Origin of the sequence: Hymenobacter sp. BT730, from assembly GCF_030542105.1 — a bacterium.
In the GTDB taxonomy this organism is placed as follows: domain Bacteria; phylum Bacteroidota; class Bacteroidia; order Cytophagales; family Hymenobacteraceae; genus Hymenobacter.
The window spans coordinates 245,230-269,988 of sequence record NZ_JAUOFB010000003.1; the positions used below are offsets into that span (position 1 = coordinate 245,230).

Sequence of the window (24,759 nt, forward strand, 5' to 3'; positions counted from 1 at the left end):
TACGGGGCTTTTCTGATTTTTAGAGGCGCTAAAATAGGCCGCTTACGCCTTGAGCTTCTCGCCAAAAACAGCTTTTACCTTATCTACTTTTGGTTTCACCACAAACTGGCAATAGGGCTGGGAGCCGTTCAGGTTGAAGTAGTTCTGATGATAGTCCTCGGCGGGGTAGAACACCTTCAGCGGCTCAATTTCCGTTACAATGGGGTTTTCAAATGCATGGGCTTCATTCAGCTTCTGCTTGTAGGCCTCGGCCAGGTGCTTCTGCTCCTCGTTGTGATAGTAGATGCCGGAGCGGTACTGCGTGCCAACATCATTGCCCTGGCGGTTAAGGGTAGTGGGGTCGTGGGTTTTCCAGAAGACTTCCAGTAACTCCTCAAAGCTGATTTGGGCTGGGTCGTAGGTGATTTGCGCCACCTCATTATGACCCGTAAGGCCACTGCATACTTCCTTATAAGTGGGGTTTGGAATACGGCCGCCGGTGTAGCCGGAAACCACCTTTTCCACGCCCTTCAGGTTTTGAAAAACGGCTTCTACGCACCAGAAGCACCCGGCACCAAATGTTGCTTGTTCCATTCTATGTATAACTGACTGAGGTTGATAAGCAGGCTGAACAGTAGGACTGGTAGCTGAATGCAGCAACAAGTAGACAGCCTTTATGACTTAAACAGCCAAACTATACCGGAAGGTTTGCTCCGCCGGCCTGCTGGCAAAGCAAAAGGCCCCGTATAAACGGGGCCTAGTGTTATTTGATATGGAAAAATAGCGGCTTGCCTTAGCTTTTCCTGAACCGCTCAGCCAACACCAACTCTTTGGTACCATGTGTCCAGGAGTAGAAGCCTTCGCCCGACTTCGCGCCCAGGCGGCCGGCCATTACCATGTTCACCAGCAGGGGGCAGGGAGCATATTTGGGGTTGCCTAGTCCTTCGTGTAGCACCCGCAGAATAGCCAGGCACACATCCAGGCCAATAAAGTCGGCGAGCTGCAGTGGGCCCATTGGGTGCGCCATACCCAGCTTCATCACCGTATCAATTTCTTCCACGCCCGCTACGCCTTCAAATAAGGTGTAGATAGCCTCATTGATCATCGGCATCAGAATGCGGTTGGCCACAAAGCCAGGATAGTCGTTTACCTCCGTGGGCGTTTTACCCAACTGCCGAGACAGGTCCATCACCTTTTCTGTCACTGCATCGGAAGTAGCATAACCCCGGATAACCTCCACCAGCTTCATTACCGGCACGGGGTTCATGAAATGCATGCCTATCACCTGCTCGGGGCGCTTGGTAACGGCGGCAATCTTGGTAATGGAAATAGACGAAGTGTTGGAAGCCAGAATTGCGCCTTGCGGGGCGTGCTGATCCAGGTCGCGGAAGATCTGCAGCTTCAGGTCCATGTTTTCTGTGGCAGCTTCCACTACCAGCTCTACGTTGCGCACGCCATCAGCCACCGAGGTATAAGTAGTGATGTTACCTAGTGTAGTGGTTTTATCGGCCTCGCTCAGGGAGCCTTTCGCAACCTGACGGTCCAGGTTTTTGGAAATTGTACCTAGGGCCCGGTCCAGTGCGGCCTGGTTGATATCAATTAGCGCAACTGAAAAACCGTGCTGTGCAAACACGTGGGCAATGCCATTGCCCATAGTGCCGGAGCCAATAACGGCAACATTCATCATGGAGTAGGGTGGATTTTGGGTGGGAATCCGAAAGGAGGTGGCCCTTTCGGGTGTGCAAAGCTAACCCGAAATCCTGCTCACCCAACTCCTGAATTAACGGCAGACGTACTTCAGGTTAAAAAATGATTAAAGCTGAAAACTGGGGTAAATGCCTGCTTTTTAGGTTGTTTAAGAGATATATAGAATTATTGCTGAATATTTTTCCAACACAATTATATCCTTTTACCCATAGCCCCGTACAAAACCGCATATCATCCTTAAAGCACATTTTCATCCGGAAAAAGTGCCTAATGATGGTGGTTCTCTCCCTTCCACTTCCAACCACATTTTAACATCATGGGAAATCTCCTGTATATCATCGCGGTGATTCTGATCATCATCTGGGCCCTTGGCTTCCTTGGCTTCAATAGCTTCGGCATGGGCAACCTGATTCACATTCTGCTGGTTATTGCCATTATTGCTATAGTGCTGCGTTTGATTCGTGGCGGCACGGTATAACCAAAACAACCGCTTATACCGGCTTATCTTCGGGTAAGCCACCAACAAAAAGGGCCGCTCTACTGAGCGGCCCTTTTTGTTGGTATTGTTGAACGTATTATTTCAGATCAAACAGGAAGCTGAAGCGAATAACCGGTTGGCCGTAGATGTCATCCAGCCCATCATTAAAGTTATACAGCACCGAAATGTCTCCGGCAGCGCGGTTGCCAAACTGCTGGCGGTAGCCAACGCCCAGGAGGGGCGTGCTGATAGTTTTCTTCGCTGTAAATAACTTAACCTGGGTACTGGAATTATCCTGGTATAGCTGCTCGGCCCGGGTTACTTCATACTCGCCGTGCAGGAAAAACTCACGGAATACAATGAATTGGGCAAAGGCTTTCACGCCTATGTTATGTAGCTGAACGCTATTTGGGTAGCCCTGCTGCACAGCATAATCCGGAAATGAGTAATTATTGAAGCTATAGCTAATACCAGGACCCACGGCCAGCCGCTCCGTAACCCGGTACCCAATGGCAGGAGCCAGACTTAGGCTGAACTGACTACCCTCATATGGGTTGCTGCTGAAACCCAAACCAAAGTTGGAGTATAAGAAATACTTGCTCTTAGGCGCTTCAGCCGCCTTGGGCTGCGGCGGAAGTTCTAACCCGGAAGGACTATCCTTACTAGGCTGGGGATACTGCTCCGTTGGGGCCGGAACGGGCACCTGATGCTGGGGCTGCGGTTGTTGCGGCTGCGGCGCAGGCTTAGGAGCCGCCGGTGGGGCCGTATTTAGCTGGGGCTTTACGGTACGGGTGCTATCTGTTTGCGCCTGAACCGTGGGAGCCGCCAGCAGCACAAAGCCGCCGCACAAAGCCGTAAGCAGAAGATGTTTCATAACCGGATAACGGGCTTAGGATACAAGTTGATACATGCGCTGGCGCTGCACCTTGATGTTTTCATCGGCCAGGTACTCTTCGTAATGCATGCGGCGGTCGATGATGCCATCCGGCGTCAGCTCAATAATACGATTGGCTACGGTTTCCACTACCTGTAAGTCGTGCGAGGCGAAAATCAGCGAGCCATTGAATTCCTGCAGGGAGTTGTTCAGAGCTGTGATGCTTTCCAGGTCCAGGTGGTTGGTAGGGTCGTCCATCACCAGCACGTTGCCGCCTTCCATCATCATCTTGGAAAGCATGCAGCGCACTTTCTCACCCCCGCTCAGCACATTAGATTTCTTCTGCGACTCTTCACCCGAGAACAGCATGCGGCCCAGGAAGCCCCGGATAAAGGACTCGTCCTTCTCCACGCTGTACTGGCGCAGCCAGTCTACCAGGTTCAGGTCGGTATCGAAGAACTTCTCGTTTTCCTTGGGGAAGTAGCTGGGCGTGATGGTGGTGCCCCACTTAAAGGTGCCGGTAGCGGGCTTGGTCTGCTCAAACAGGATGTCGAACAGGAGGGAAGCGGCCCGGTCGTCGCGGCTGATGATGGCCACTTTATCCTTCTTATCGAGGGAGAAAGAAACGTTGCGGAAAATCGTCTGCCCGTCTACCGAAGCACTCAGGTTTTCTACCGTGAGCAGCTGGTTGCCGGCTTCCCGCTCGGGCTTGAAGGCTATGTAAGGGTACTTGCGCGAGGAAGGCTTAATTTCTTCCAGGGTAAGCTTCTGCAGCAATTTCTGGCGCGAAGTAGCCTGCTTGGATTTGGAAGCGTTGGCCGAGAAGCGGCGCACAAATTCTTCCAGTTCCTTGCGCTTGTCTTCGGTCTTCTTATTGATGTCCTGGCGCTGACGCAAAGCCAGCTGCGACGACTCGTACCAGAACGAGTAGTTGCCAGGGTACATGGTGATTTTAGAGAAGTCCAGGTCGGCCATGTAGTTACACACGGCATCCAGGAAGTGGCGGTCGTGGCTAACCACGATAACCGTGTTCTGGAACGAATCCAGGAAGTTTTCCAGCCAGAGCACCGTTTCCGCATCCAGGCCGTTGGTTGGTTCGTCCAGCAGGAGTACATCGGGGTTGCCGAACAGGGCCTGTGCCAGCAGCACCCGCACTTTATCGGAAGTTCCCAGGTCGCTCATCAGGGTGTGGTGCTTGTCTTCACCAATACCCAGACCGGAGAGCAGCTCGGCGGCTTCGTATTCGGCATTCCAGCCTTCCAGGTCGGCAAACTCGCCTTCCAGCACAGCCGCCCGCTCGCCGTCGGCGTCGGAGAAGTCGGCTTTGGCGTAGAGAGCATCTTTTTCCTCCATCACCTTCCACAGGCGCGTGTGGCCCATAATGACGGTCTGGAGAACGGGGAAGGCATCGTAGGCAAACTGATTCTGCTTCAGCACCGACAAGCGCGCCCCTTTGGGCATATCTACGGAGCCTGTGTTCGGCTCAATCTCACCCGAGAGTATCTTCAGAAAAGTAGACTTGCCGGCGCCGTTTGCCCCAATGAGGCCATACACGTTGCCGGGCATGAACTTGATGGTAACATCCTCAAACAATACGCGCTTTCCATAGCGCAAGCTCACATTGGTGGTACTGATCATATAAAGGAAAAGACTAAAAGCAGAAAAATGGTCCGCTGCGCCTGGTGGGGCTAAACGGCCCGCAAAGGTACGAAAAATTGGCCGCAGCCGAGCTAACAAGCCCAGCTTCAGGTGCTAAGAAACACTGCTTTTGCATTTTTCGCTCCCTCTTATCAATAGTTTATTGCTGAGCCTTGCTTACTGAGAACCAGGGCTTAAAATTCTGACACAGCAACACAACAACCACACACAGAAAGTAGTATAGTAAAAAGCCTTTATAGCCAACGCTTCGTTGCCGGGAATAGGTGAGGTACCGGTGGCAGGCGGGTTTTCTTGACGTTTCCATCCGTTTTCACTTTCCTGTTATGAGCGACGTTCGTATTACACCGGAAAACAATGGTGTTCGGTATGGGCTGTACACGGCCGCTGCCATGTTGATTTACTTCCTCATAGCCACGCTGTTGGGATATGCGTCTCATATTGAGCTTAGCTACCTGAATGCGCTGATTCTGGCTGTTGGTATTTGCGCGGCCATTGCCCGGTTTAAGCGGGCCCGCGACGGACGGATTGCCTATCTGCAAGGCTTTGGAACAGGTATTCTTACGGCCATTGTAGCCTCAATAGCCTTTGGCTTCTGCTTTATTATTTACGTCATCATCAATCCAGGCCTAATGGAAGAACTGCGGGCCAGCGACTTATTTGGGTTTGATTTGTCGGTCACCATTGCCTTCCTGGCCATCATCCTGCAAGGCGCCATGTCCGGGGTCATTATTTCCTTGATTGCCATGCAGTATTTTAAGAGCCCTGACCACATGCCAATGGAAGGAGTAGAGTAAGCTTTTTCAGCTTTTGTTGAAAAACCGCTTCCGGCTTCGGAAGCGGTTTTTTTATGGATTTGGGTAGAAGTCACTGTTGAGAATATAATATGAATAAATTTTGTTTTAATTATCCTTTGTTTATATATTTAGCTATCTGTTCAGCCACATCTTTTGGAAGTTTCTCTATCAGCTAACTCCTTTAGCTGCTAACTGCCCTTTCTAATTCCCCGCATTTTTTACCACCGTTATGAAAACCCTATTGTGTTTGCTGGCGCTGCTATGGGGCGCTACCGGGCATGTTGCGGCCCAATCCAGCGACCGGCTCGCTGAGCTGCCGACACCAGCCAACAACCGCATGCTGCACTTGCGGGCAATTATCTTAACCCGGGATATGAGCCGTACGCTACAGCTAAATGACACCCAGTATGAGCGGTTGCGGGTAATCAATCAAACGCGCCTGGCCCGGCAGGATGAGATTTTGTGGCTTTACCAAGATGACCCCGAGCAGCGGCGCGCCCGACTCTCGGAACTAGACCTATATTATGAGCAGCAATGCCGCCGCATCCTTACCCCCGCTCAGCTAGATCAGTTTATACAGGTACAACAACCCACCCAACAGGAAACCGACCCGCATGAAAATGGCCTCGGTTAAAAATTTAAAAGGCTGCTCTAAATCAGAGCAGCCTTTTTTGGCTAAGCAGGGATGAAAAGGACTACTTATTCGGGACTGAAGGAATGATTACTTCGGACACCCGACCCAGCGGATCGAAACGCAGGGTAAGCTGTGCGCTATTGGTGGCCGGGTGATTGGGGGCACACTGCGCCCCGGGCTGCACATAATAAAAATACACCTTCTCCGTTTGGGTTGAAAGCTCTAACCGGTCGGGCCGGCCCAGCAGCTGTTCCACGGCAGCGGTACGTGCCCCATAAAGCTTTTCACGACCCTTTTCCAGTGCCGCTAATTGGGCGCTTCGCTGGTTCTGACAGGCAAAAGCATCGTTGCGCCAGACAGCATCATTAAAACCGGCAATAGCCGAGATTTCATGTCCGCAGCTGGTAAGCAGGAGGCTGCCCAGCATTACAAAAGCTGAAACATATCGAAAGGCCATAGGGAACCAAGAACAGTTTCCCCGACGTTGGGGAGCCATGTGGCGCTAAAATACTATTTTTGTATTCCCTGCGTTGTGTTATAACCCTGACTTCCGAAGTTCTGCCGTTTATGCGCTCCATGCCCACCGTTTTTGCCAGCCTGTTTTTTTCACTGCTTACACTTTCTGCTCCTACTGCGGTTACCGCAACCGAAAAGGCTGCTGAAAGGCCCTCCCTTGGCGAAAAAGGCACCCTTAGCGACGCCCGGCGCATGCTTTATCTGGCCGCTTTCGAGCAGGATATGGTACGTAGCTATGCAGCCGCAGGCTTAACTGTAACAGGCTTACAGCCCGCTGTATACCGCAAAGCTTTGTTGGGATATTACAATTTAAATCAGCGGAATCCTTCTGCTGCGCTGCGCCCAATTCTTACAATTATTGATTTCAGCCGCCCCAGCACCGAAAAGCGCTTGTGGGTGATTGATCTGAGCCGCAACCGCCTGCTACATCACACATTGGTGGCGCACGGCAAGAATACCGGCGAAAACATGGCTCGTAGCTTTTCCAATCGGCCGGGCTCCGAGATGAGCAGCGTAGGCTTTTTCATCACCGGACAAACCTATACCGGCAAGCATGGACTTTCCTTGAAACTGCGCGGAATGGATGCTGCTTACAACTCCAATGTAATGGAGCGGGCCGTGGTAGTGCACGGCGCTGATTATGTAAGTGAGCAGTTTGTGCGGCAACATGGCCGCCTGGGCCGCAGCCAGGGCTGCCCGGCTTTACCAGCCGGCCAGTCATCAGCCATAATTCAGAATATTAAACGGGGAACTGTGGTATACGCCCACGCACCGGAGCAGGTATCCTATAGCTCCAACTGGCTCACCATTGACTCTGCCCTTTCCTTTTATGCCCAACAAAAAGGGCTGGCATCCGGCAATTAACGCTTAAGCCCTGTACCCCATACTAAAAAAGCTCCTGGCACATATGCCAGGAGCTTTTTTAGTATGGGGTACTTGTAAGTATGCTAGGCTCGGTCTCCGGTAGCTTTTACCAGGTTGATGCCAGCAAAGAAGAAGATCAGGCCAATTACAAAAGGAACGATGGAATTAAGCTTACCGAGGGATACTCCGGCAATCTGCAGGAAACCCAGTGCGCCGTAAATAATGCCCACAATTCCCAGAATTGTGAGAATAGCGCCAAATGTGCGTTTCTGGTTCATATGCTGTTGCGTGGTTATTTGAGAGAAGGAGTGAGAGAAAGTGCTCAGAGCAATAGGAGCACCAGGGTTTGCTTGATACGAAAGCAATAAAATTTTGGCTATATGAAAACCCTGAAAATGCACTGGAAGCCCGGGCAACCCTGTTGCAGGCTTCGCGTTACACAGGGCATAGCCGCATTCTATTCTTATGCGGCATCAACCTTTTACGACACTCACCACCATCCATTATGAGAGGAAGCTTTCGATATCTGATAGCCCTGGTAATTGCGGGGTTCTCATTTATTACCTACTACTGCAACCGACAAACCAACCCCGTAACGGGCGAGGAGCAGCATGTGAACCTGAGTACCGAAGATGAAATTGCGCTGGGTCTAAAGGCCGCGCCGGAAATGGCCCAGCAATATGGTGGGCTGCACCCTGATAAGCAGGCCCAGGAGGCGGTCAGCCGCATTGGGCAGGCAGTAGTGCAAGGGTCGCCGGCCTCCCGCTCGCCTTACAAGTTCAACTTTTACTTACTGGCCGATGAGCAAACCATTAATGCTTTTGCGCTGCCAGGCGGGCAGATTTTCCTGACGGCCGGACTGCTCAAAAATCTGAAGACCGAAGGACAGGTAGCTGGTGTGCTAGCGCACGAAGTGGGCCACGTTATTCAGCGCCATTCGGCTGAGCAGCTGGCTAAAACCCAACTAACCCAGGGACTGGCCGGTGCTGCCGGTATTGCAGCCTATGACCCCGACCGCCCCGGCGGCTCTATTGCCAATGCCGCCATTGCCGCGGCTATTGCCAAAGTAGTTTCCCTTCGCTTTAGCCGGGAAGACGAGCTGGAGGCCGACCGGGTAGGCGTAGACTACGTCAGCGACGCCGGCTATGACCCCCGCGCCATGCTGCAGGTAATGCAAGTGCTGGAACAAGCCGGTGGCGGCGGCAGCGGCCCTGAGTTCATGCAAACGCACCCTAACCCCGGCAACCGCGAACAGGAAATTCAACAGGAAATTCAGGAGCACTTTCCCAGTGGTATACCTGCTGGCCTGAAGCCCTAAAAACACCCCTCAAACCACAGCGGCCGACCTTCTGGGTTGGCCGTTTTGGTTTGAGGGTATAAGCTGCTTTAGTACTTTTCTTCCTATACTTTTTAGTTAATTTCCCGTGCTATTCAAGTCCGTACTGTTTGTGCTCAACCCCATTTCCGGGGATATTGAAAAGGAGGGACTCGAGCAGAGAATTACGACCTACTGTACGGAACATGGCCGTGCCGCCAGTTTCTTCCATACCACTGGCCAGAACGACCTGCTCTTGCTACGCCAATATCTGCAGCAGCACCAGCCGGAAGCGGTATTTGCAGCCGGGGGCGATGGTACCGTAAGCCTGGTAGCTGAAGCCCTGACTGGTACTGAAACCCCGCTGGGAATTCTGCCCCTGGGTTCGGGAAACGGCCTTTCTAAGGACTTGCAGATTCCGCAAGACCCAAATGAGGCTTTACGTCTGATTTGGGAGCATGAAGTGCGCGTAATAGATACGCTGAGCGTGGGAGGGCATTTCTCGGCTCATCTGGCGGACCTGGGATTTAATGCGCTGGTAGTGGAGCGTTTTGCCAGCGGCGAAACCCGTGGTCCCGGTGCCTACGTGCGCATTGCTATGCAGGAATATCTTAGCTATGAGCCTGCAGAATTTCGAATAGAAACCGACCTGGAATCATTTGAAGGGCCGGCTTTTATGCTGACTGTGGCCAATGCCAATACCTTCGGCAGTAATGTGGTTATTAACCCCGACAGCCGCATGGATGATGGGCAGTTTGAAATATGTGTGATTGAACCCTTCCCAGCGGCCGCAGCCCCGGGCATTCTCTACCGCCTCTATACCGATGGGTTTGATGACTCCGTATACACCAAGCGCCTGCCTTGCCGCTGGGCGAAGGTGTGGATGCCCGGGCAAACGGAGGTGCTGGTACAGATTGATGGCGAGCCGCTTAACCTGCCTACCCCCGTGGAAATAAATATTATTCCGCGGAGCCTACACGTACTGACACCGGTGTTGGGGGCGTCATCTTAGGCACAGTCCTGGCAGCTACCAACTGCCAGCGGAAGGGCTCTGGTGCTGCAGCCGGGCCGGTTAAGGAAATACCCGGCTCCAGCGTACGAAGCCACACTTCACCGTTGGCATAATACTCCAACGCAAAAAAGCCTTTTTGCTCGTGCGTAAAGGCCGCCTGCCCACCAGCCTGTACAAAGGCCGTTTTGCTGCCTGAGCCACTAACCAGATAGTGGCTTCCGTCCCGCTTGAAATACTGCAGATTGTGGTCGTGGCCGGCGGCGTATACCAGGTTGGGAAACTGCTTTAAGACACGCAGTAAGCGCCGGCGCATATGCCGGTAACGGGGATGCGCCATGTCTTCTTCGGCGCCTATTAAGGTACGGTAGAGTGGGAATAAGGAGCCCAGGATGGGAAGGGGAATGTAGGCTTTCTTATGAATGGCCGTAAGTGGGAACATATGCTGGCGGGTGGTAAAATTACCGCCGTGCATGGCATTGGAATACAAAGGGTGATGTCCGGCTACCAGGATGCGTTGCTGCTGGTTGTCTCGTAGAATCTGTAGGAGTTGCTGAAAGGGAGTGCGTCCGTCATCAGGCGGGCATCCATCCAACTCGCCCTGCGGGCGCCGGCCGTGCTGCACCCACCATTGCGTGTTTAAAACGACTAGTAGTAGCCCCGGGGCTAATTGGAGGGTAACCGGCCCCGGGCACCCGCGAGGTGGTAAATACTGCGCCTGTGGCAGCCAATGGGCTACTAACTCTTCCTGCCTTAGTAAATACTCATAGCCATCAGGGCGGCCTTTGTTCCAGTCGTGGTTGCCGCTGAGATACACCACCTGGCCAGTATAGTTCTGAAATACTTCCAACTGGCTTGCCAGGCGGCGCTCTGCCGCCGCCCGACCCGGTGTTTGTTGGGGCGGGATACCGGTAGGATAAACGTTGTCGCCGAGGACGACTACGGCGCTGGCTGTGCCGGCGGTTTGTACCCAGTTCCGGAGCAGTTGCAATACAGGGTCGGTGCCATCGGTAGCCACGGCGCCTAAGTCCCCAACCAGGGCCACGCGGTAAACTGGCTCCACCGTAGGCAGCTGCTGCTCCTGCCATTGGCGGAATTCTGCGCCTACATAGGGCCGTCGGCGAAACCGGCGCTCCATGCGGAAGCGCAGTAACAGCCATACCAGCAGCAGCGTGAGAATAGCCAGAAAAACATAAGCAGCAACGGAGGGCACGGCAGGTTGGAGTAATTTCTATGGCTATACGCAGCCCACCGGCCCAAAGGCCGGGAGTGGGTATAGCAGTTTAAAAATTTGGGGGCGTCAGATTCTTGAAATGCCCATTGAGCTTTACCCGCTCCTTCAGCCGTTCGGTTTCCAGCACAATGGGCACAATCTGTTCCAGATGTTCCAGCAGCATCTCTTGCCGCTCATGCTCACTGGTAGCGCTCAGGAGCTGATATTCCTGCTCAGTACTGAAGCCTACATGGTGCCCGATATCATAGGTGCGATACGCGGAGGGTAGATCCAAAAACATCCGGTGTAGACCCAAGGCATGGTATAGTTGCTTGATGTAAGCAGTGATGCGCTTCTTCAGGAATGCATCGGGTTCAGGGTCATCTACCAGGTCTTCCACTTTGCCGGCGGCGTAGAGCTTACCCGGAGCCTGCCGGTAAAATTCCCGCACACGAAACAGGCCCAGCGCCTGGGTACGGATATCCATTTCCCCATTGGGATATACTTTCTCTACATCCAGTAGCCGCATTTCAGTGCCTAGTTCCTGCACCTCGGTTCCCAGATACGGCGGGATACCGAACGTGAGGTTTTCCTGCAGGCAGTCGTGCACCAACTCCCGGTAACGGGGCTCGAAGATGTGCAGGTTGAGCTTTTCACCCGGAAAAACGACCAGGTTCAGCGGAAAAAGCGGGAGCAGGCGAGGCATAGAGAAACGGCAGAGAGCAGAAACAGGAAAGTACGAAAAGCTGCAGTGGGTCCGGTAAATGCGTTAATTTCGCCGCTGGGGTACTTTGTGTGCCGGAGAATAGTAAACCGACGGATCTTGACTGAGTTTTCAAAAAAATGGCGGCAAGCCGTGCGCATCGGCTTACAGGTGGTGGCTTCTGTACTGCTGACAACGGTGGTATGGGTACTTCTTTACCGGTGGGTGGCGCCTCCTGCCACCTGGCTGATGCTGGAGCGCCGGGCACACCGCCCCGAGGGAAGCTACCAAGGTCTGGTAGATGAGCGGAATATCCGCTATTCGTTTGTTTCTATGGAGGAAGTGTCGCCACAGGTGCCGCTGGCCCTGGTAGCAGCTGAGGATCAGCGCTTTTTGCAGCATCATGGCTTTGATGTGGATGCCATTGCCAAAGCCGCCAAGCGCAACCGGGGAAACGGTACGCGCCTGGTGGGCGGCAGCACCATCAGCCAGCAGGTTGCCAAAAATGTATTTCTGTGGAATGGCCGCAGTTACCTGCGCAAAGGGGCCGAAGCGTACTTCACGGTGCTGATAGAGTTGCTCTGGAACAAGCGCCGCATTCTGGAAATGTACCTGAACGTAGCTGAAATGGGCGACTGCACTTTTGGGGTAGAAGCAGCTGCGCAGCGCTATTTTCATAAACCGGCGGCCAGTTTGAGTAAAGCGGAAGCAGCCCTGCTGGCGGGGATTCTTCCTAACCCTTTGCGTTTTCGGGCCAGCAGCCCCGGCCCGGCTGCCCGGGCTAAGCAATACCGTGTGATGCGCAATATGACTCGCTTGGGTGGGACACGATTTGTGCAGCAGGTGCTGGAGGAGTAACGGGGAATTTATAGGCAGACTATGATTAGTTTGTTTGCCTTTGCGCGAAAGTGCCCAACTCCTTTTAATACTTCTCCTACACTGTGAATTGCAGCTTGATTTCCAGCGTTAACGATTGCCCCCAGAATCTGCTCAGATGAAGAACCGATTACTCGTATTTGCCTTAAGTGCCCTGCTTACCTCCGCTTGCGCCGTCAGCCGCCCTGCCGCCATGCGTCAGGATATTGGCAGGGTGCTGAGCACCCAAACTGCCGCCTGGAACCGTGGGGACGTAGCCGGCTTTATGCAGGGCTACTGGCAGTCTGACTCCCTGGTTTTCATCGGTAAAAAAGGGCTAACCTATGGCTGGCAGCCCACGCTGGACAACTACCGCCGCAGCTACCCCGATGCGGCTGCTATGGGCCAACTGACTTTTTCGAACCTACATATCCAGCCCCTTAGCAGCACTGCCGCCCAGGTCATCGGCAAATGGCACTTGGCCCGCCCCAATCTGGGTGACCTGGAAGGCCATTTTCTATTGGTGATGCGCCGCCTGAATGGTCATTGGGTAATCGTAGCCGACCATTCCAGTTAGCCCTTTTCCACAGTAGGTGCCGGTTTGGTACCGCCTTGTTCCTGGGCTTCGGTTGGGTCTTCGGAAGTAGCCTGGTCCTTTTCCTTCTCCTCCTGAACTGCTGCAATAGTTTCCGTGAAGATGAGGCCGGCGCTGGCGGCATGCTTGGCGGCCTGTACGGTATCCTTAACCAGCAGCATTTCCACCTTATCGCCCCGCAATTCCTCCGATACTTTCTCAACCAGGGCCGCCCGGTCAGGGCGTTGCACGTCTCGGATGTAAATGGCCAGAATACGGCCCGGATACCGGCGTACTACTTCCCGGTAAATATTGGCATCCTCCTGCCCACTGTCGCCCACCAGCACAAAGGGCAGGGTAGGATAGGTTAGCAGCAGGTTTTCAATCTCCCGCAGCTTATGGCCGTGGTGCGTAGATGCCTCTCCGGGCTGTTTGCCTGCCAGGGCCATATCGCGCAGCAAGATGGGGCCGGCCGGAATTTCATTGAGCTCCAGAAAGTCTTCCAAGAGGTCGTATAAGTTCCAGGGGCTGCTGCTTACGTAGAAAAACGGGTTGTTGCGCTTACCATTGCGCCCTAGTTGCAGGGCGCGATAAAACTCTGCTACGCCCTCAAACGGCATGCGCGAGCGGGCATTGCGCAGCAACACAATGCGCGCCATGCGTAGTAGATCGGTAGCGGAGGTCTGAATTACGGTATCATCCAGGTCGCTGATAATGCCATATTCAGCGTCGGGTGGGGGGATGAGGACGCGGGCAGTGGCGCTAAGGCCGGCTACCGGCGCAGAGATGCGCGCAGGTGGGGCCATCAGCCGAACATCCACCGGGTACCATAAATAATTTTCCGGCTCCCGCAGGCTTTTAGGTGCCAGGTTAAGCGAGAAATACCCTTCCTCATCGGTTACAATGGTGTGCGAAGTACCGTCGCCGGGCTCAATACTGAGTTGGGCACCGGGAATTTCGGTGCTTTCAAAACGCTGATACATATTCACCAGGTTCTGCCACCGCGAGTCCGTATCGGCTGGTTCTGCCAAAGACTTATCTGCCAGCAATCTGCCTTTCACATAGAGTCGCTCCTTAGTGCCGTAGCTGCGGTAGGGCACCAACTGTAACGGGTCCAGCAGGCCCAGCCGAATGCGCGCCGTCAAAGCCAGGTCGTCGATGTGTTCTGCCAGGTTGCCAATGCGGTTAAAGAAAGAAGCCATTCGATGAATATTCAGGAGAAACGATACAGGGGATACGCGGAGTTATAAAGGCGGGGTTGCAAAAAAAAGACTGGCGGGCTGCGTCATGCAGTCCGCCAGTCTTTTACAGTTTGGCTAAAGAGAAGTCAGGCAGTCTTACAGGATGCGTTTCAACTCTTCAAAGTTATTGTTGTCTACGGTGCGGCCTTTGCAGTTCAGCTCATTGGCTTTGGCTTCAATAGCTTCAATGCGGCTGCCGGGGTCGGGGTGGGTGCTCAGGAACTCAGGCTGGCTGGCCGTGCCTTCGGCCTGCGCCTTAATGAAGAAACCAGCAGCACCGTCGCAGGCATAAGTGGTTTTGTTGAGGTACACGACAGAGTATTCATCCGCTTCCCGCTCGTAGTCGCGGCTGAATTTGAGCTGACCCAGGCCGGCGGCAATTTCAGCCAGCTGATTTGGGTTCTCGCCCAGCACCAGGCTCAGCAGCACCGAAATGCCATACTGTTGTTGCAGCGCCTTGGAGGTGTGGCGGCGGTCGGCGTGGGCAATTTCGTGACCCAACACACCCGCCAGCTGGCTTTCATTGTCCAGAAACTTAATCAGACCGGTATACACATAAATGTGGCCGCCAGGCGTAGCAAAGGCATTCTGGATGTTGTCATCTTTAATGATTTTGACATCCCAGGGAAACTCGTTGCGGTAGGTCAGTCCACCTGAGTTCAGTACCCGGTTTACTACGCCATCCAGCAGCTGGTAGGCACGCTGGTTTTTGGTGTCAGTACGCAATAGCAGCTGGCCTTTTGCCGCATAGGTGGAGTCCGTTTCGTGAGCTACTTTCTCGCCCAGCGCCTTATCATCTTCCACGGAGAAAAACAGCCGGTCGCCGTTGGCATCCTTGGTGCAGGACGAGGCGCCCATAGAAAACACCAGGGCCAGCAACAAGTAAGGGGTACGCAATATTCTAAGCATGATACAATAGGAAAAAGGAGAAACAAAGGAGCAATTGGGGGCGCAGATGAAAAAACGGTGCCAGAAACAACGGCCTTCGATACGGCCTGGTATAGCATCCTGTTGCCAAAAACATCTTTTTATGGACTCCGGCGGCGCATTAGGCTGATTCTCCGGGTGCTAAATTTTATATCCAAGCAATGCAGTAGCTGCATTCCAGCGCTTTTCAGAAAACAATAGCAGCCCAAAACCAGGGCTACTTCAGCATGCCGTTACTTTTCACCTGTGCCTGCGTACAGCCTAGGCCGTGTCTGTATTTTGCGCGACCGGTTTTACCCTGTGCTTATGCCTATTACTGCTCAGCCCCGGCTGAAAATCAGAAAGAAATTCCTCACTGCCGAGGAAGAAGCCCACGTACTCTATAAAAACCCGGCTCGGCAGGCCGAATTAGCCGGGCTGCGCTACTATAACGATACACACCCCGGCCTTACCCGCCGTAGCACCCGGGCAGGCAACTTTACCTACCACGATGCGAAGGGAAGCAAGATTACCGACGAGAAAACCCTGGCCCGCATCCACGGCTTCGTAATCCCTCCGGCCTGGACCGATGTTTGGATAGCGCCCACCGCTACTGCCCACCTGCAGGTAACTGGGCGCGATGCCAAAGGCCGCAAGCAGTATATCTATCATCCAGCCTGGGACCAGGCCCGTAGCTTCACGAAGTTTAGCCGGTTGCAGGCTTTTGGCGAGAAGCTTGCCGAACTACGCCACCAGTTGCAGAAAGACCTGGCCCGGCCGCAGCTGGATAAGCGCAAGGTGGTTGCCCTGGTGCTGTCACTCATGGATCAGTCTTTTATCAGAATAGGCAGTCGCGAGTATGCCCGCAAAAACAAAAGCTATGGCTTAACCACTCTGCGTGACCGGCACGTGCAGGTGGCCGGCGCCGATGTGCGCTTTCAATTTGTGGGTAAAAAAGGAGTTGCGCACGATGTGCTGATACACGACCGGAAGCTGGCCCGCCTGGTGCAGAAGTGCAAGGAAATTCCCGGCCAACACCTGTTTCAATATTATGATGGCGAAGGCAACCACGTAGAAATTGAGTCCGGCGATGTGAATGATTATTTAAAGGAGGTAACCGGCCTGAGCCTCTCTGCCAAGGACTTCCGCACCTGGGGCGGTACCGTTAAAATGGTGGAGTGCCTGGAAGCCGTGCTAAACGAGCATCCGGAGTTTCCTAAGCCCAAAACCCTGAAGCATGCCGTGAAAGAAGTTGCTGTGAACCTGGGTAACACGCCCACAGTTTGCTCTAAATACTACATTCACCCGCAGGTGGTAGAGCTGTTTAATACTGATAAGCTACTGGATTACCTGCGTCGCCATGATGCTGACCCTGCCCAAAACGACTTGCTGACGCCCACTGAGCACATGATTCTGGACATGCTGCAGGCACTAGGCCCACCCGCTCCCGAAGCTAAGTAAGACGTATAGAAAGGAGGGAGGCTGTTGCTTAAGAGCCTTCCCGATCATAGGCGTGCATTTTTACGCCTTTGGTGGTCTTGTCCCGGGTGCTGGGGCCTTTAATTAGCTCATTATCCCGGTTGGTATCGTAATAAAAGGTTTTATTCCCCAAACCCCGCACCCTGGACTTATCGATAACTACATCAGGTTTAGGTCCACCATAAATATCTACCCGAATGCCTTGGCGTACATCACCGCTGAGTTCAAAAATATCCTGTCCACCCAGGCCGTGCAGTGTCAGGCGGCGGGTTTCATCGGTGCGGAAAGTGCGCTGGTAGCAAAGGCTGTCGGCGCGGTATTTATCGTCTTTCTCCGTAATGCGGTACATGCTCACGCGGGTGGTAGAATCCGTCAGCCGTTCTACCAGGAAGCGTTCTGCCTTATCAGTGCCCGGGATGGTGACGTGGCGGGCCAGCAAATGATAGAATGTGTTGGCGGCCTGGGTCAAAGCCGCCCGGCGGGCTTGCAGGGCCTGCCGGGTACGGGCACCTTCCTGGGCAAATACCGCCGCGGGAAAGCGGAGCAGGGCGGCATCAATTACGGAGTCGGTCAGTTGCCGCTGCAAAAGGCTGGCTTGCTGCTGAAACTGGGACCTGGAAATTTCATGCAACGCTCGGGCATCAATAAACCGGGCATTTTTAACCAGGCCTTCTATGTCTTCGTAGCGGGGCTTAAATGTGCGAAACTTACGAATGGCCCAACGCCGGCTGGCCAGCCAGGGCAGCAAACCATCATTGAAGCGGTAAAACACCTGGTCCCGATCTTTGGGTACTGCCTGGTAGCGCGTGCGGCCGTTCTGCTCATACACCGCCCACTGCCACTGACCCTCGTGCCGGTCCCAGTCCCCCAGCCAGATATCAAAGAGGCGGGCGCGGGCAAACATAACTTCATCTATCTGATGCGTGGGGTCTGCATACCGTTGTTCCAGCATGTCTTCTGAACCCACAATATTGGTGGCTTTTCCAAAAGCCGGCGTGAGGTTCTCTTTGCCAGACTGCTTTTCCTCCAGTAGCGTTACCTTCCCCTGAAACCGCTTCGAAAATGGCCCCAAGGTGGAATCAGTGCCGGCTACATAGAAAGGACGGGGGGTGGTATGCAGCAGCCCGGCGGCTTGTGCCAACGGGGGCACCACAAAAGCCGCGTATGGGTTGCCTGCTGATGTCTGGTCGCGCACCAGCGTGAGCAGGAAGGTTTTCCGCATTACTTTAGGTAAGGTCTTAAATGGATCCTTATCTAAGGTGCGCAGCACATAGCTGCGCCCATCGGCCGCATCCAGCGTGAGGCTGGTGGTCTGAAAGCCACCACCCATTTTTCCTGGTGTGAGCACAGTGCCTGGTACCGCCGTGCGCAAGCTAAGCACAGGCAAAGCTACCGGCGTGGCCCAAACCTGGCGGTAGTGCTTGCCCAGCAGTGCATTATGTAACCACCCCCGTTGGTAGTGCCGGCCAGCCGTTACCCAGGTACTATCTGCGCCGGTGGGGCGGAGGCCGGCAGGATCAGGTACCCGCGCATCCGGCTGAAAATAGGGCTGACGGGCACAGCCCATCAAAACCAAAAAAGCAAATAGGGAAGCACGGTAGGAATAGGGCATAGCACGCAAAAACGCAGTTGCTATCCTCTAACGCAAGTTTCACTGAAAGGTAAACCTCCACAGTATCCACAACCGTCAGGGCCCGCTTACGGTATACTCTTAGTGGCATTTCGCGCTGCTACGTTCCTCGCTTCAATTCCGCAACTGTGTTTGCCACTACTACAGGGCTTCGGCCCTTTATCAATTGCCTGTTTTTCCTGGCTTTGCCCTTGGCGGCGTGTACTTCCCCTGTCGCCTCGGCGCCGATACTGCCAGCTATTCCTGCGGATTCTGTTGTTACTATAGCTGCCGGGCCACAATATGCGCGCGGAGCCGTTCATCAGTTTTTTTGGGGGCGGCATTACCGCAAAGTATGGGCGCAACCCATCCGGGTGCCCGTTATTAGCCTGCATAATGTGGTACCCGGTGGGCTCACGCCGTTACTGGCTGGTGGCAGCTTTCAAACCAAAAACCTGCGCTTGGTAGATGCGGGGGGGAAAGAGTATGTGCTGCGCTCCGTGGATAAGGATGCCACCAAAGCTTTGCCTGCGCGCCTGCAGAAAGGGCCGGTAGGGCGCCTCATGAAAGATCAGACCAGCGTCATTCACCCTTATGGCGCCTACATTGTGCCAGCGCTGGCCCAGGCAGCCGGCGTATTTCATACTAACCCTCGCTTAGTGTACGTGGGTGATGACCCGGCGCTGGGTATTTTCCGGAAGGAATACGCCAATGCGCTCTACCTGTTGGAGGAACGCCCGGAAGGGGACCAGAGTACAGTGGCCAGCTTTGGCCGCTCAGCTAAAGTAGAAAGCTCGCGCAAAGTATTCACGCAGATGCTGTTGCATGCAAACCACCGTGTTGCGGCGCGGCAGTACCTGCGAGCCCGGCTTTTCGATATGTATCTGGGCGACTGGAGCCGGCGCGAAGACCAATGGCGCTGGGCCAGCTTTCCCACCGCTGAGGGCGGAATGCGCTATGAGGCCATTCCGCGCGACCGGGACCATGCCTTTTTTAAGTTTGATGATGGTCTGCTGACGCACATCGTAGCCTGGATCAAGAGCAACTACCAGAGCTTTCATGAAGACATTCGCTTGTCGGATGTGGCAGGCCTGAATAAAGCAGCCCTGCCCATGGACAAGTCACTGCTCGTGTATCTGAGCCGCCGGGATTTTCAGGAAGTGGCCGACTCCATGCGGGTAAACCTGAACAATGTGGTGATTGACCGGGCTATTGCCCAATGGCCGCCGGAAATTCTGGCGTTGTCACAGGACGAATTTAGGCGCAAGCTGCGCCACCGACGTGACCAGCTGCCGGCCGTAGCCAATAAATTTTATGAGTTGCTGGCCCTGGAGGTAGAAGTGCCCGGTACCGACGAGCCGGAACGCTTTGTGCTGGAACCCGCCGGCACTGGCCAAATACAGCTGAGCGTATACCGGAGCCAGGCCAGGGCAGCAGCCGATAGTCTGATTGGTCGGCGCACTTTCCGGGCAAGTGAAACCCAGGCCCTACGGTTGTTTGGGTTAGGCGGAAATGATGTTTTGGAGGTGCGCGGAATACCCGATTTTGACGAGCCAGTTAGTTTTTATGATGGAGCCGGGCAGGATCAGCTGCAAACACCAGCAGAAACCGCTGCCCTGGCCAAAACCCGTATTACGGTGTATGACAGCGGTGATGGTAATGGGTTTGCTGCCCCTAAAGGCGTGAAAGTAATGGAGTACAAGCCTGCTGCCCAAGAGTTTGATGCTGCCGGATGGCTACTGCGTCATCGACTGTATTAGGCCGTAGTGAAAACTAGTTTACCCGGCGCAAACCCAGCGTACCGCTTCCCCTTCATCAATAAATAACTGCAGGCGGTAGGGCTGCGCGGTACCCTGAGCCAGAATAACAGCTTCCTTTAACTCCGGATCCGTCCGAATGGCCTCATTACGCGCCGGGGCTAAAAGATAAGCTACCTGCAACGTATCAGGCAGCTCAGCCGCTACAGTAGGCAGTAATTGGTTGGCAACCCAGGTAGAAGGAATGGCATCCAGTTCCAGACGCCGACGCACATCAACCAGCCAGCGCATAGCCCCCGCTGTTCGGGCCGCTTCGCGGGCCGCCTGAAAACCGGTTTGCAGCTCACTCATAGTCACATCGCGCAGCCACCGCAAAGTGAGAAGCTGCAAATCCGGACGATAGGCAATAGTAAGATAGTCTGAATGAAAACCGGGAGCGGAAGCCGTAGGCATTGAAAAGAAGAAGCTGGATGCCCGGGGAAAGTGAAAAGGTACTAGGAGCCGTAAGCAAACTTAAAGGCTTGGGCGGTTTTCCGACAGCACGGGAGTGGGAGTGGCAACGGCCAATGACAAGGGCTGCCCCGGAATAAGCTGGCCACCCATAATCCACTGGCGGGCAGCGGCCCGGCTGGCAAAATAGCCGGTGCTAAGCGGTGCCAGCGTTCCGGCGCGCTCCAGCAGTTCAATAACCCCCGTGCGTATTACCTGGCTTCTAGATTCCACTATAGCCATATGCGTAATGTCAAGCTCAACAAACTGCATTAACCACTCTGTCCGTACCCAGGCTTCATCATCAGGGCTGATGCCCGGCATGCGGCGCAGGTTGCTGATCCAGCCCCGGACGTGATACTCGCGGGCCAGCACCAGGCCAGTCTGCAAACCCAGACGTAGTTCCTCGCTGGTGGGCCGGCGCAACCACTCAGATTCCAGCGTGTGCGCAAATCCGTCGTAATAAATGCGCAGATACGGTGTGTTGTAAAGAGCCAACATAACCAGAGCAGTTAGGTGTTTGGGCCAACCAAGCCATAGTAGGCTCAGGAAGATACAGATTTTTTAGACGGACCAAAATTCTGCCATCAAAACACACCAAGGATGCCATAAGGATAAGGAAGGTTGCTTTACCGATTGATTAATAAATCTTTATCGGAACACCTTCACCTTGTCTTTATGCTTGGTTCGCAGATACTGCCGGATTATCTGCTGCACGTCCTTATTATCGTTGTACCGGGTAATAGCCAGCTTAAAGTCATCAAGCCGGCGGGCCGTGAAAGTGTCATCCACATAGCCAAACCCCAGATAACGGCCGTTTTCTACCACCACCAGGCTTTTCTCGCTTTCGTGCCGTCCCTGTCCCATTACCACAAACGAGCCGTGCTCATACGTGAACGACTCAATGGCTTCCTCCACGCGCTGGTTGTATTCTTCCGGCGGTTCCAGGCCCAGGCAGGCGCCCTTGCAGCGGTGCACCTGGTAGTCGAAGCAGGAACCCTGGGTTTTATATAAGTCGCAGAGCTTCTGGCAGAGGTTGAACTTAGCTACTTTGTGGAATAGAAAACCTTTGGCTTTGTACTGGTTTCCCAGCGCAATAAGCGGGTGAGACTCCGCGTGGTCATCGGCGCGGCCATAGTACAGGTGCTTGTAGCCCTGCTCATCGGTCCGCAGGAAAATACCCGCCGGAAACACGGAGCGTCGTTGCTGCCGGTTATACAAGGGTTTCATGCGCTTGATTTCATGCGACTCATACAGCAGCGCCACCAGCTCCGAGCCCGTCAACTCCCAGGTAATGTCCGATATCGAATTTTTGAACTCAATGCTCTTGCGCGACTTATAGTCGACGGCAAAGTGTTGCTGAATGCGCTTGTAGATATTGATGCTCTTGCCCACATAAATCACCTCGCCCTGCTCATTGTGGAAGTAATACACCCCCGCAGACTGGGGTAGCTCGGCTACCTTCTGCGGGGTTATGTTGGGCGGAAGCAGTGCCGTTTTGATGGCATCCTGCACAGCCTTCACTTTGCGGGGCGAAGGCTGCTTGGCGGCGGGGCGGTTGCCGGCCGGGGCGGATATATCCAGGGCCGCCAGGGTATCGGCGGGGCTGATGGCTGGGTTGGTGAGGGCTTCTTCCTGCTGCGTAATCTTCAACAGCCGGTCAAAGAGAATAGCTGTGGCAGCGGCGTCGCCGGCGGCACGGTGGCGGCCATTAAGCGGAATGCCAATGTTCTGACAAAGTTTTCCCAGACTGTAGCTGGGCTGCCCCGGTATCAGGGAGCGGCTCAGGCGCACAGTGCATAGCGTTTTGCGGGAGTAGTTAAACCCTAAATCCGCAAACTCCTTTTTCATGAAGGAGTAGTCAAAGCGCACGTTGTGCGCCACAAACACGCAGCCTTCGGTCATTTCCACCACCTTGCGCGCTACTTCATGAAACTTGGGCGCGTCCCGCACCATATCATCGGTAATGCCCGTGAGTTGGGAAATGAAGAAGGGGATAGGCCGCCCGGGGTTCAGCAGGGTATCGAACTGATCCACCACTTTCTCGCCATCATGGATAAAGATGGCTATTTCCGTAATCCGGTCCTGGGCAGGTTGTCCGCCGGTGGTTTCAAGGTCAATAATAGCGTACAAAAGCGGCGCGGTAACGGGTAGTGAACAATGCTAAGCAGATTGGTAACAAAGATAACCTATCCAAAGGTTGCAGCCATTTTTGCGCGCCGTTTTAGGGCGCTGTAGAAATGAGCAATACGCAAAAAAGCCTGCCCTTGCAGGCAGGCTTTTCTAAGCAATAATTTAACAGGTTAGCTGACGCGGCCTTTTTGCTGGGTTACCCAGTTTTTGGCCGAAAGTATATCGCCGTGTTGCTTTTGAATCACGCTACGGGCTTCTACGGGCAGCTCACTGGAGCGTAGCGCCGTCTCGTAGGCCTGTAGAGCAGTGGCATCACCGGTTTCGCACTCACCCAGAATAGCCGAGTCGTTGTGCCCGGTTACAGCCGATTTAATATTGATCCAGCCCCGGTGTAGCGCAGCGGCGGCGTCTGTCAGGGCACCTTCTACGGTGCCTTCATTACGGGTATTTACACCCCACTGGCGGGCTTTCTGCTCCAGTTCCGAAGCAAACTGTGCCCGCTGCTGGCTGAGCTTGCTCAGCTCAGTGCGCAACTGGGGGTTGGTTACCCCTTCAGCAGCTTCCTGGTATCCTTTTGTAGCTGTTTTATTGATTTCGACCAGGTCATTTAAGGCCCGGGCGGCAGGTTCAGTGAAAGCAGACATAATGATAACATTTAAGTGATGGGATAAAAAAGCACGCCCGGCAGGAAAATCCTGTCCGAACATGCTTTCTTATACTGCTTGAAATCAGGCCGGGTTACGATTCTTCCCCTTTCACACGTAGCCAGAGCCGTCGGAAAAAACCCGGTTCCCCGGCCGCTACACTTTTTATATTGTCTTCTCCTTCAGCAGTATCGCCCAGCAAAAAGCCCCAGGGTTCGGTTATTTTGCTGGCGTCCAGTATCACCTTCACTACGGCAATCAGCGGAATGCTCAGTATCATGCCGGGGGTGCCCCACAGCTCAGCCCCCAGCACCAGGGCAATAATGGCGGCCATAGGATTTATACTTACCTGCGAGCCGGTTATCATGGGAGTAATAAAATTGCCTTCCAGAAATTGCACAAAGGCAAATACGCCCACCACGCCCGCCGCGTGCAGCGGGGAGCCGGTTTCTACCAGCGTAATAATAGCGGGCACGCTGGCCCCAATCATAATGCCGATGTAGGGAATAACCGCCAGCACTGAGGCAAAAATGGCAAAGAAGATGGCAAACTTCACCTGCAAAGCCAGCAGCCCGATTCCGTTCAGAATAGCTACTACCACAATCACTTTAAACAGCCCGGAAATGTAGGCCTGCACCACCGTCTGGATGTTATCCACGGTGTTCAGCACCGTCGTGCGCTTGTCCGGCGATACAAAGCGGAACATAAACTGGCGCAAATGGTCCCGGTAATACAGAAAGCAGAAGATGTAGATAGGCACCTGCAGCAGGTTGCTGACTACCGCCGAGGTAGTCTTAAACGTAGTGTTGAGGTAGCTGCCGCTGTCCTTTTTCAGGGACTTCATGGTGGATTGCTTCAGCTCCTCATCCGAAATTGGGTCGATGCCGAATCGCTGGCTGGCCCAGTCCTGGAACTGGTGGAAAACCTGAAAGAGCTTTTCCTGCAGCTTGGGCAGCTCACTCTTAAATTGGGTAAGCTGCGAGGCAAAACCCATAATAATGCCGGCAAACAGTAGGGCCATCAACAGCAGGCACAGAATAATGGCCAGAATGCGGGGCACCCCGCGACCCTCAAGCCACCGACTGATGGGCAGCAGCAAAAGCGTAAATAGAGCCGAAAACAGCAGGGGCAGCAGTACATCATCCAGTACTTTAAGCGAATAAACCGTGAGCACAGCGGCTATCAGCAGAAAAGCATACTGCACAATGGGAGTCTGCCTTACCTCCGAAGTAGGCTTATGCCCAGTGCTGGGTAAGCGGGGTTGGGTAGAGGGAGGAAGCATTTGCTAAATTTATTGGTATGACAAAAGAAGGTTTGAGAACAGTTT

General features: G+C 54.0%; 26 protein-coding genes. 10 read left to right on the top strand and 16 right to left on the bottom strand.

Annotated elements, in window-relative coordinates:
• Nucleotides 1-42: 42 nt before the first annotated feature.
• The gene (gene msrA / locus Q4G72_RS10910) at nt 43-573 is read right to left on the bottom strand and encodes a peptide-methionine (S)-S-oxide reductase MsrA (protein ID WP_303311459.1); all 531 of its coding nucleotides are present in this window, start codon (nt 571-573) and stop codon (nt 43-45) included.
• A gap of 199 nt (nt 574-772) precedes the next feature.
• Nucleotides 773-1,666, bottom strand: a complete 894-nt coding sequence (locus Q4G72_RS10915; protein WP_303311460.1) for a 3-hydroxybutyryl-CoA dehydrogenase — start codon at nt 1,664-1,666, stop codon at nt 773-775.
• 336 nt (nt 1,667-2,002) lie between these two features.
• Here Q4G72_RS10915 and Q4G72_RS10920 point away from each other — a divergent pair, with 336 nt between their 5' ends.
• Nucleotides 2,003-2,164 (top strand): lmo0937 family membrane protein, encoded by a 162-nt coding sequence (locus Q4G72_RS10920; protein WP_121237170.1) that lies wholly within the window; start codon nt 2,003-2,005, stop codon nt 2,162-2,164.
• 97 nt (nt 2,165-2,261) lie between these two features.
• Here Q4G72_RS10920 and Q4G72_RS10925 read toward each other — a convergent pair whose 3' ends face one another.
• Complete coding sequence (locus tag Q4G72_RS10925) at nt 2,262-3,038, bottom strand: hypothetical protein (RefSeq protein ID WP_303311461.1); 777 nt, start codon at nt 3,036-3,038, stop codon at nt 2,262-2,264.
• Between the two features lie 15 nt (nt 3,039-3,053).
• Entirely contained in the window at nt 3,054-4,676 is a 1,623-nt protein-coding gene (locus Q4G72_RS10930; protein ID WP_303311462.1) for an ABC-F family ATP-binding cassette domain-containing protein, read from the bottom strand.
• Nucleotides 4,677-5,020: 344 nt separating this feature from the next.
• On the opposite strand from Q4G72_RS10930, the gene Q4G72_RS10935 reads away from it, so the two are divergent.
• Nucleotides 5,021-5,491 (top strand): DUF4199 domain-containing protein, encoded by a 471-nt coding sequence (locus tag Q4G72_RS10935; protein ID WP_303311463.1) that lies wholly within the window; start codon nt 5,021-5,023, stop codon nt 5,489-5,491.
• 229 nt (nt 5,492-5,720) lie between these two features.
• Complete coding sequence (locus Q4G72_RS10940) at nt 5,721-6,125, top strand: hypothetical protein (protein ID WP_303311464.1); 405 nt, start codon at nt 5,721-5,723, stop codon at nt 6,123-6,125.
• A 61-nt stretch (nt 6,126-6,186) separates the two neighbouring features.
• Here Q4G72_RS10940 and Q4G72_RS10945 read toward each other — a convergent pair whose 3' ends face one another.
• Complete coding sequence (locus Q4G72_RS10945; protein WP_303311465.1) at nt 6,187-6,582, bottom strand: hypothetical protein; 396 nt, start codon at nt 6,580-6,582, stop codon at nt 6,187-6,189.
• Nucleotides 6,583-6,701: 119 nt separating this feature from the next.
• On the opposite strand from Q4G72_RS10945, the gene Q4G72_RS10950 reads away from it, so the two are divergent.
• Nucleotides 6,702-7,505: a murein L,D-transpeptidase catalytic domain family protein gene (locus Q4G72_RS10950; protein WP_303311466.1), complete on the top strand. Its 804-nt coding sequence runs from the start codon at nt 6,702-6,704 to the stop codon at nt 7,503-7,505.
• 83 nt (nt 7,506-7,588) lie between these two features.
• Here Q4G72_RS10950 and Q4G72_RS10955 read toward each other — a convergent pair whose 3' ends face one another.
• Nucleotides 7,589-7,783, bottom strand: a complete 195-nt coding sequence (locus Q4G72_RS10955) for a hypothetical protein (protein WP_303311467.1) — start codon at nt 7,781-7,783, stop codon at nt 7,589-7,591.
• Nucleotides 7,784-8,010: 227 nt separating this feature from the next.
• On the opposite strand from Q4G72_RS10955, the gene Q4G72_RS10960 reads away from it, so the two are divergent.
• Nucleotides 8,011-8,823, top strand: a complete 813-nt coding sequence (locus Q4G72_RS10960) for a M48 family metalloprotease (RefSeq protein WP_303311468.1) — start codon at nt 8,011-8,013, stop codon at nt 8,821-8,823.
• Between the two features lie 106 nt (nt 8,824-8,929).
• Nucleotides 8,930-9,832, top strand: a complete 903-nt coding sequence (locus tag Q4G72_RS10965) for a diacylglycerol/lipid kinase family protein (protein ID WP_303311469.1) — start codon at nt 8,930-8,932, stop codon at nt 9,830-9,832.
• Here the strand turns inward: Q4G72_RS10965 and Q4G72_RS10970 are convergent.
• Both Q4G72_RS10970 and Q4G72_RS10975 read right to left on the bottom strand, forming a co-directional pair.
• Nucleotides 9,780-11,042, bottom strand: a complete 1,263-nt coding sequence (locus tag Q4G72_RS10970) for a metallophosphoesterase (RefSeq protein WP_303311470.1) — start codon at nt 11,040-11,042, stop codon at nt 9,780-9,782. The genes Q4G72_RS10965 and Q4G72_RS10970 overlap by 53 nt on opposite strands.
• A gap of 70 nt (nt 11,043-11,112) precedes the next feature.
• Complete coding sequence (locus Q4G72_RS10975) at nt 11,113-11,748, bottom strand: LON peptidase substrate-binding domain-containing protein (protein WP_303311471.1); 636 nt, start codon at nt 11,746-11,748, stop codon at nt 11,113-11,115.
• Between the two features lie 117 nt (nt 11,749-11,865).
• On the opposite strand from Q4G72_RS10975, the gene mtgA reads away from it, so the two are divergent.
• Complete coding sequence (gene mtgA, locus Q4G72_RS10980; protein WP_303311472.1) at nt 11,866-12,603, top strand: monofunctional biosynthetic peptidoglycan transglycosylase; 738 nt, start codon at nt 11,866-11,868, stop codon at nt 12,601-12,603.
• Between the two features lie 136 nt (nt 12,604-12,739).
• Nucleotides 12,740-13,177: a YybH family protein gene (locus Q4G72_RS10985; RefSeq protein WP_303311473.1), complete on the top strand. Its 438-nt coding sequence runs from the start codon at nt 12,740-12,742 to the stop codon at nt 13,175-13,177.
• Here the strand turns inward: Q4G72_RS10985 and Q4G72_RS10990 are convergent.
• Both Q4G72_RS10990 and Q4G72_RS10995 read right to left on the bottom strand, forming a co-directional pair.
• Entirely contained in the window at nt 13,174-14,376 is a 1,203-nt protein-coding gene (locus tag Q4G72_RS10990; RefSeq protein WP_303311474.1) for an App1 family protein phosphatidate phosphatase, read from the bottom strand. The genes Q4G72_RS10985 and Q4G72_RS10990 overlap by 4 nt on opposite strands.
• Nucleotides 14,377-14,511: 135 nt before the next feature.
• A complete protein-coding gene (locus Q4G72_RS10995; protein ID WP_303311475.1) occupies nt 14,512-15,324 on the bottom strand; it encodes a M48 family metalloprotease in 813 nt (270 codons plus the stop codon).
• Nucleotides 15,325-15,648: 324 nt separating this feature from the next.
• Here Q4G72_RS10995 and Q4G72_RS11000 point away from each other — a divergent pair, with 324 nt between their 5' ends.
• Nucleotides 15,649-16,782, top strand: a complete 1,134-nt coding sequence (locus Q4G72_RS11000; protein WP_303311476.1) for a DNA topoisomerase IB — start codon at nt 15,649-15,651, stop codon at nt 16,780-16,782.
• 28 nt (nt 16,783-16,810) lie between these two features.
• Here Q4G72_RS11000 and Q4G72_RS11005 read toward each other — a convergent pair whose 3' ends face one another.
• A complete protein-coding gene (locus Q4G72_RS11005; RefSeq protein ID WP_303311477.1) occupies nt 16,811-18,412 on the bottom strand; it encodes a hypothetical protein in 1,602 nt (533 codons plus the stop codon).
• A 146-nt stretch (nt 18,413-18,558) separates the two neighbouring features.
• Here Q4G72_RS11005 and Q4G72_RS11010 point away from each other — a divergent pair, with 146 nt between their 5' ends.
• Nucleotides 18,559-20,169, top strand: coding sequence for a hypothetical protein (locus Q4G72_RS11010; RefSeq protein WP_303311478.1), 1,611 nt, complete (start codon nt 18,559-18,561; stop codon nt 20,167-20,169).
• Nucleotides 20,170-20,187: 18 nt separating this feature from the next.
• Here the strand turns inward: Q4G72_RS11010 and Q4G72_RS11015 are convergent, their stop codons facing one another.
• The 5 genes from Q4G72_RS11015 to Q4G72_RS11035 form a co-directional block, all read right to left on the bottom strand.
• On the bottom strand, nt 20,188-20,619 hold the full coding sequence (locus tag Q4G72_RS11015; RefSeq protein WP_303311479.1) for a hypothetical protein: 432 nt from the start codon (nt 20,617-20,619) through the stop codon (nt 20,188-20,190).
• A gap of 60 nt (nt 20,620-20,679) precedes the next feature.
• Complete coding sequence (locus Q4G72_RS11020; RefSeq protein WP_303311480.1) at nt 20,680-21,156, bottom strand: hypothetical protein; 477 nt, start codon at nt 21,154-21,156, stop codon at nt 20,680-20,682.
• Nucleotides 21,157-21,306: 150 nt separating this feature from the next.
• Nucleotides 21,307-22,788 carry an exonuclease domain-containing protein gene (locus Q4G72_RS11025; protein ID WP_303311481.1) on the bottom strand — a complete coding sequence of 494 codons (1,482 nt, stop codon included), beginning with the start codon at nt 22,786-22,788 and terminating at the stop codon, nt 21,307-21,309.
• Nucleotides 22,789-22,958: 170 nt separating this feature from the next.
• Entirely contained in the window at nt 22,959-23,432 is a 474-nt protein-coding gene (locus tag Q4G72_RS11030) for a PA2169 family four-helix-bundle protein (protein WP_303311482.1), read from the bottom strand.
• A gap of 94 nt (nt 23,433-23,526) precedes the next feature.
• Nucleotides 23,527-24,714: an AI-2E family transporter gene (locus Q4G72_RS11035; RefSeq protein WP_303311483.1), complete on the bottom strand. Its 1,188-nt coding sequence runs from the start codon at nt 24,712-24,714 to the stop codon at nt 23,527-23,529.
• Nucleotides 24,715-24,759: the final 45 nt, after the last annotated feature.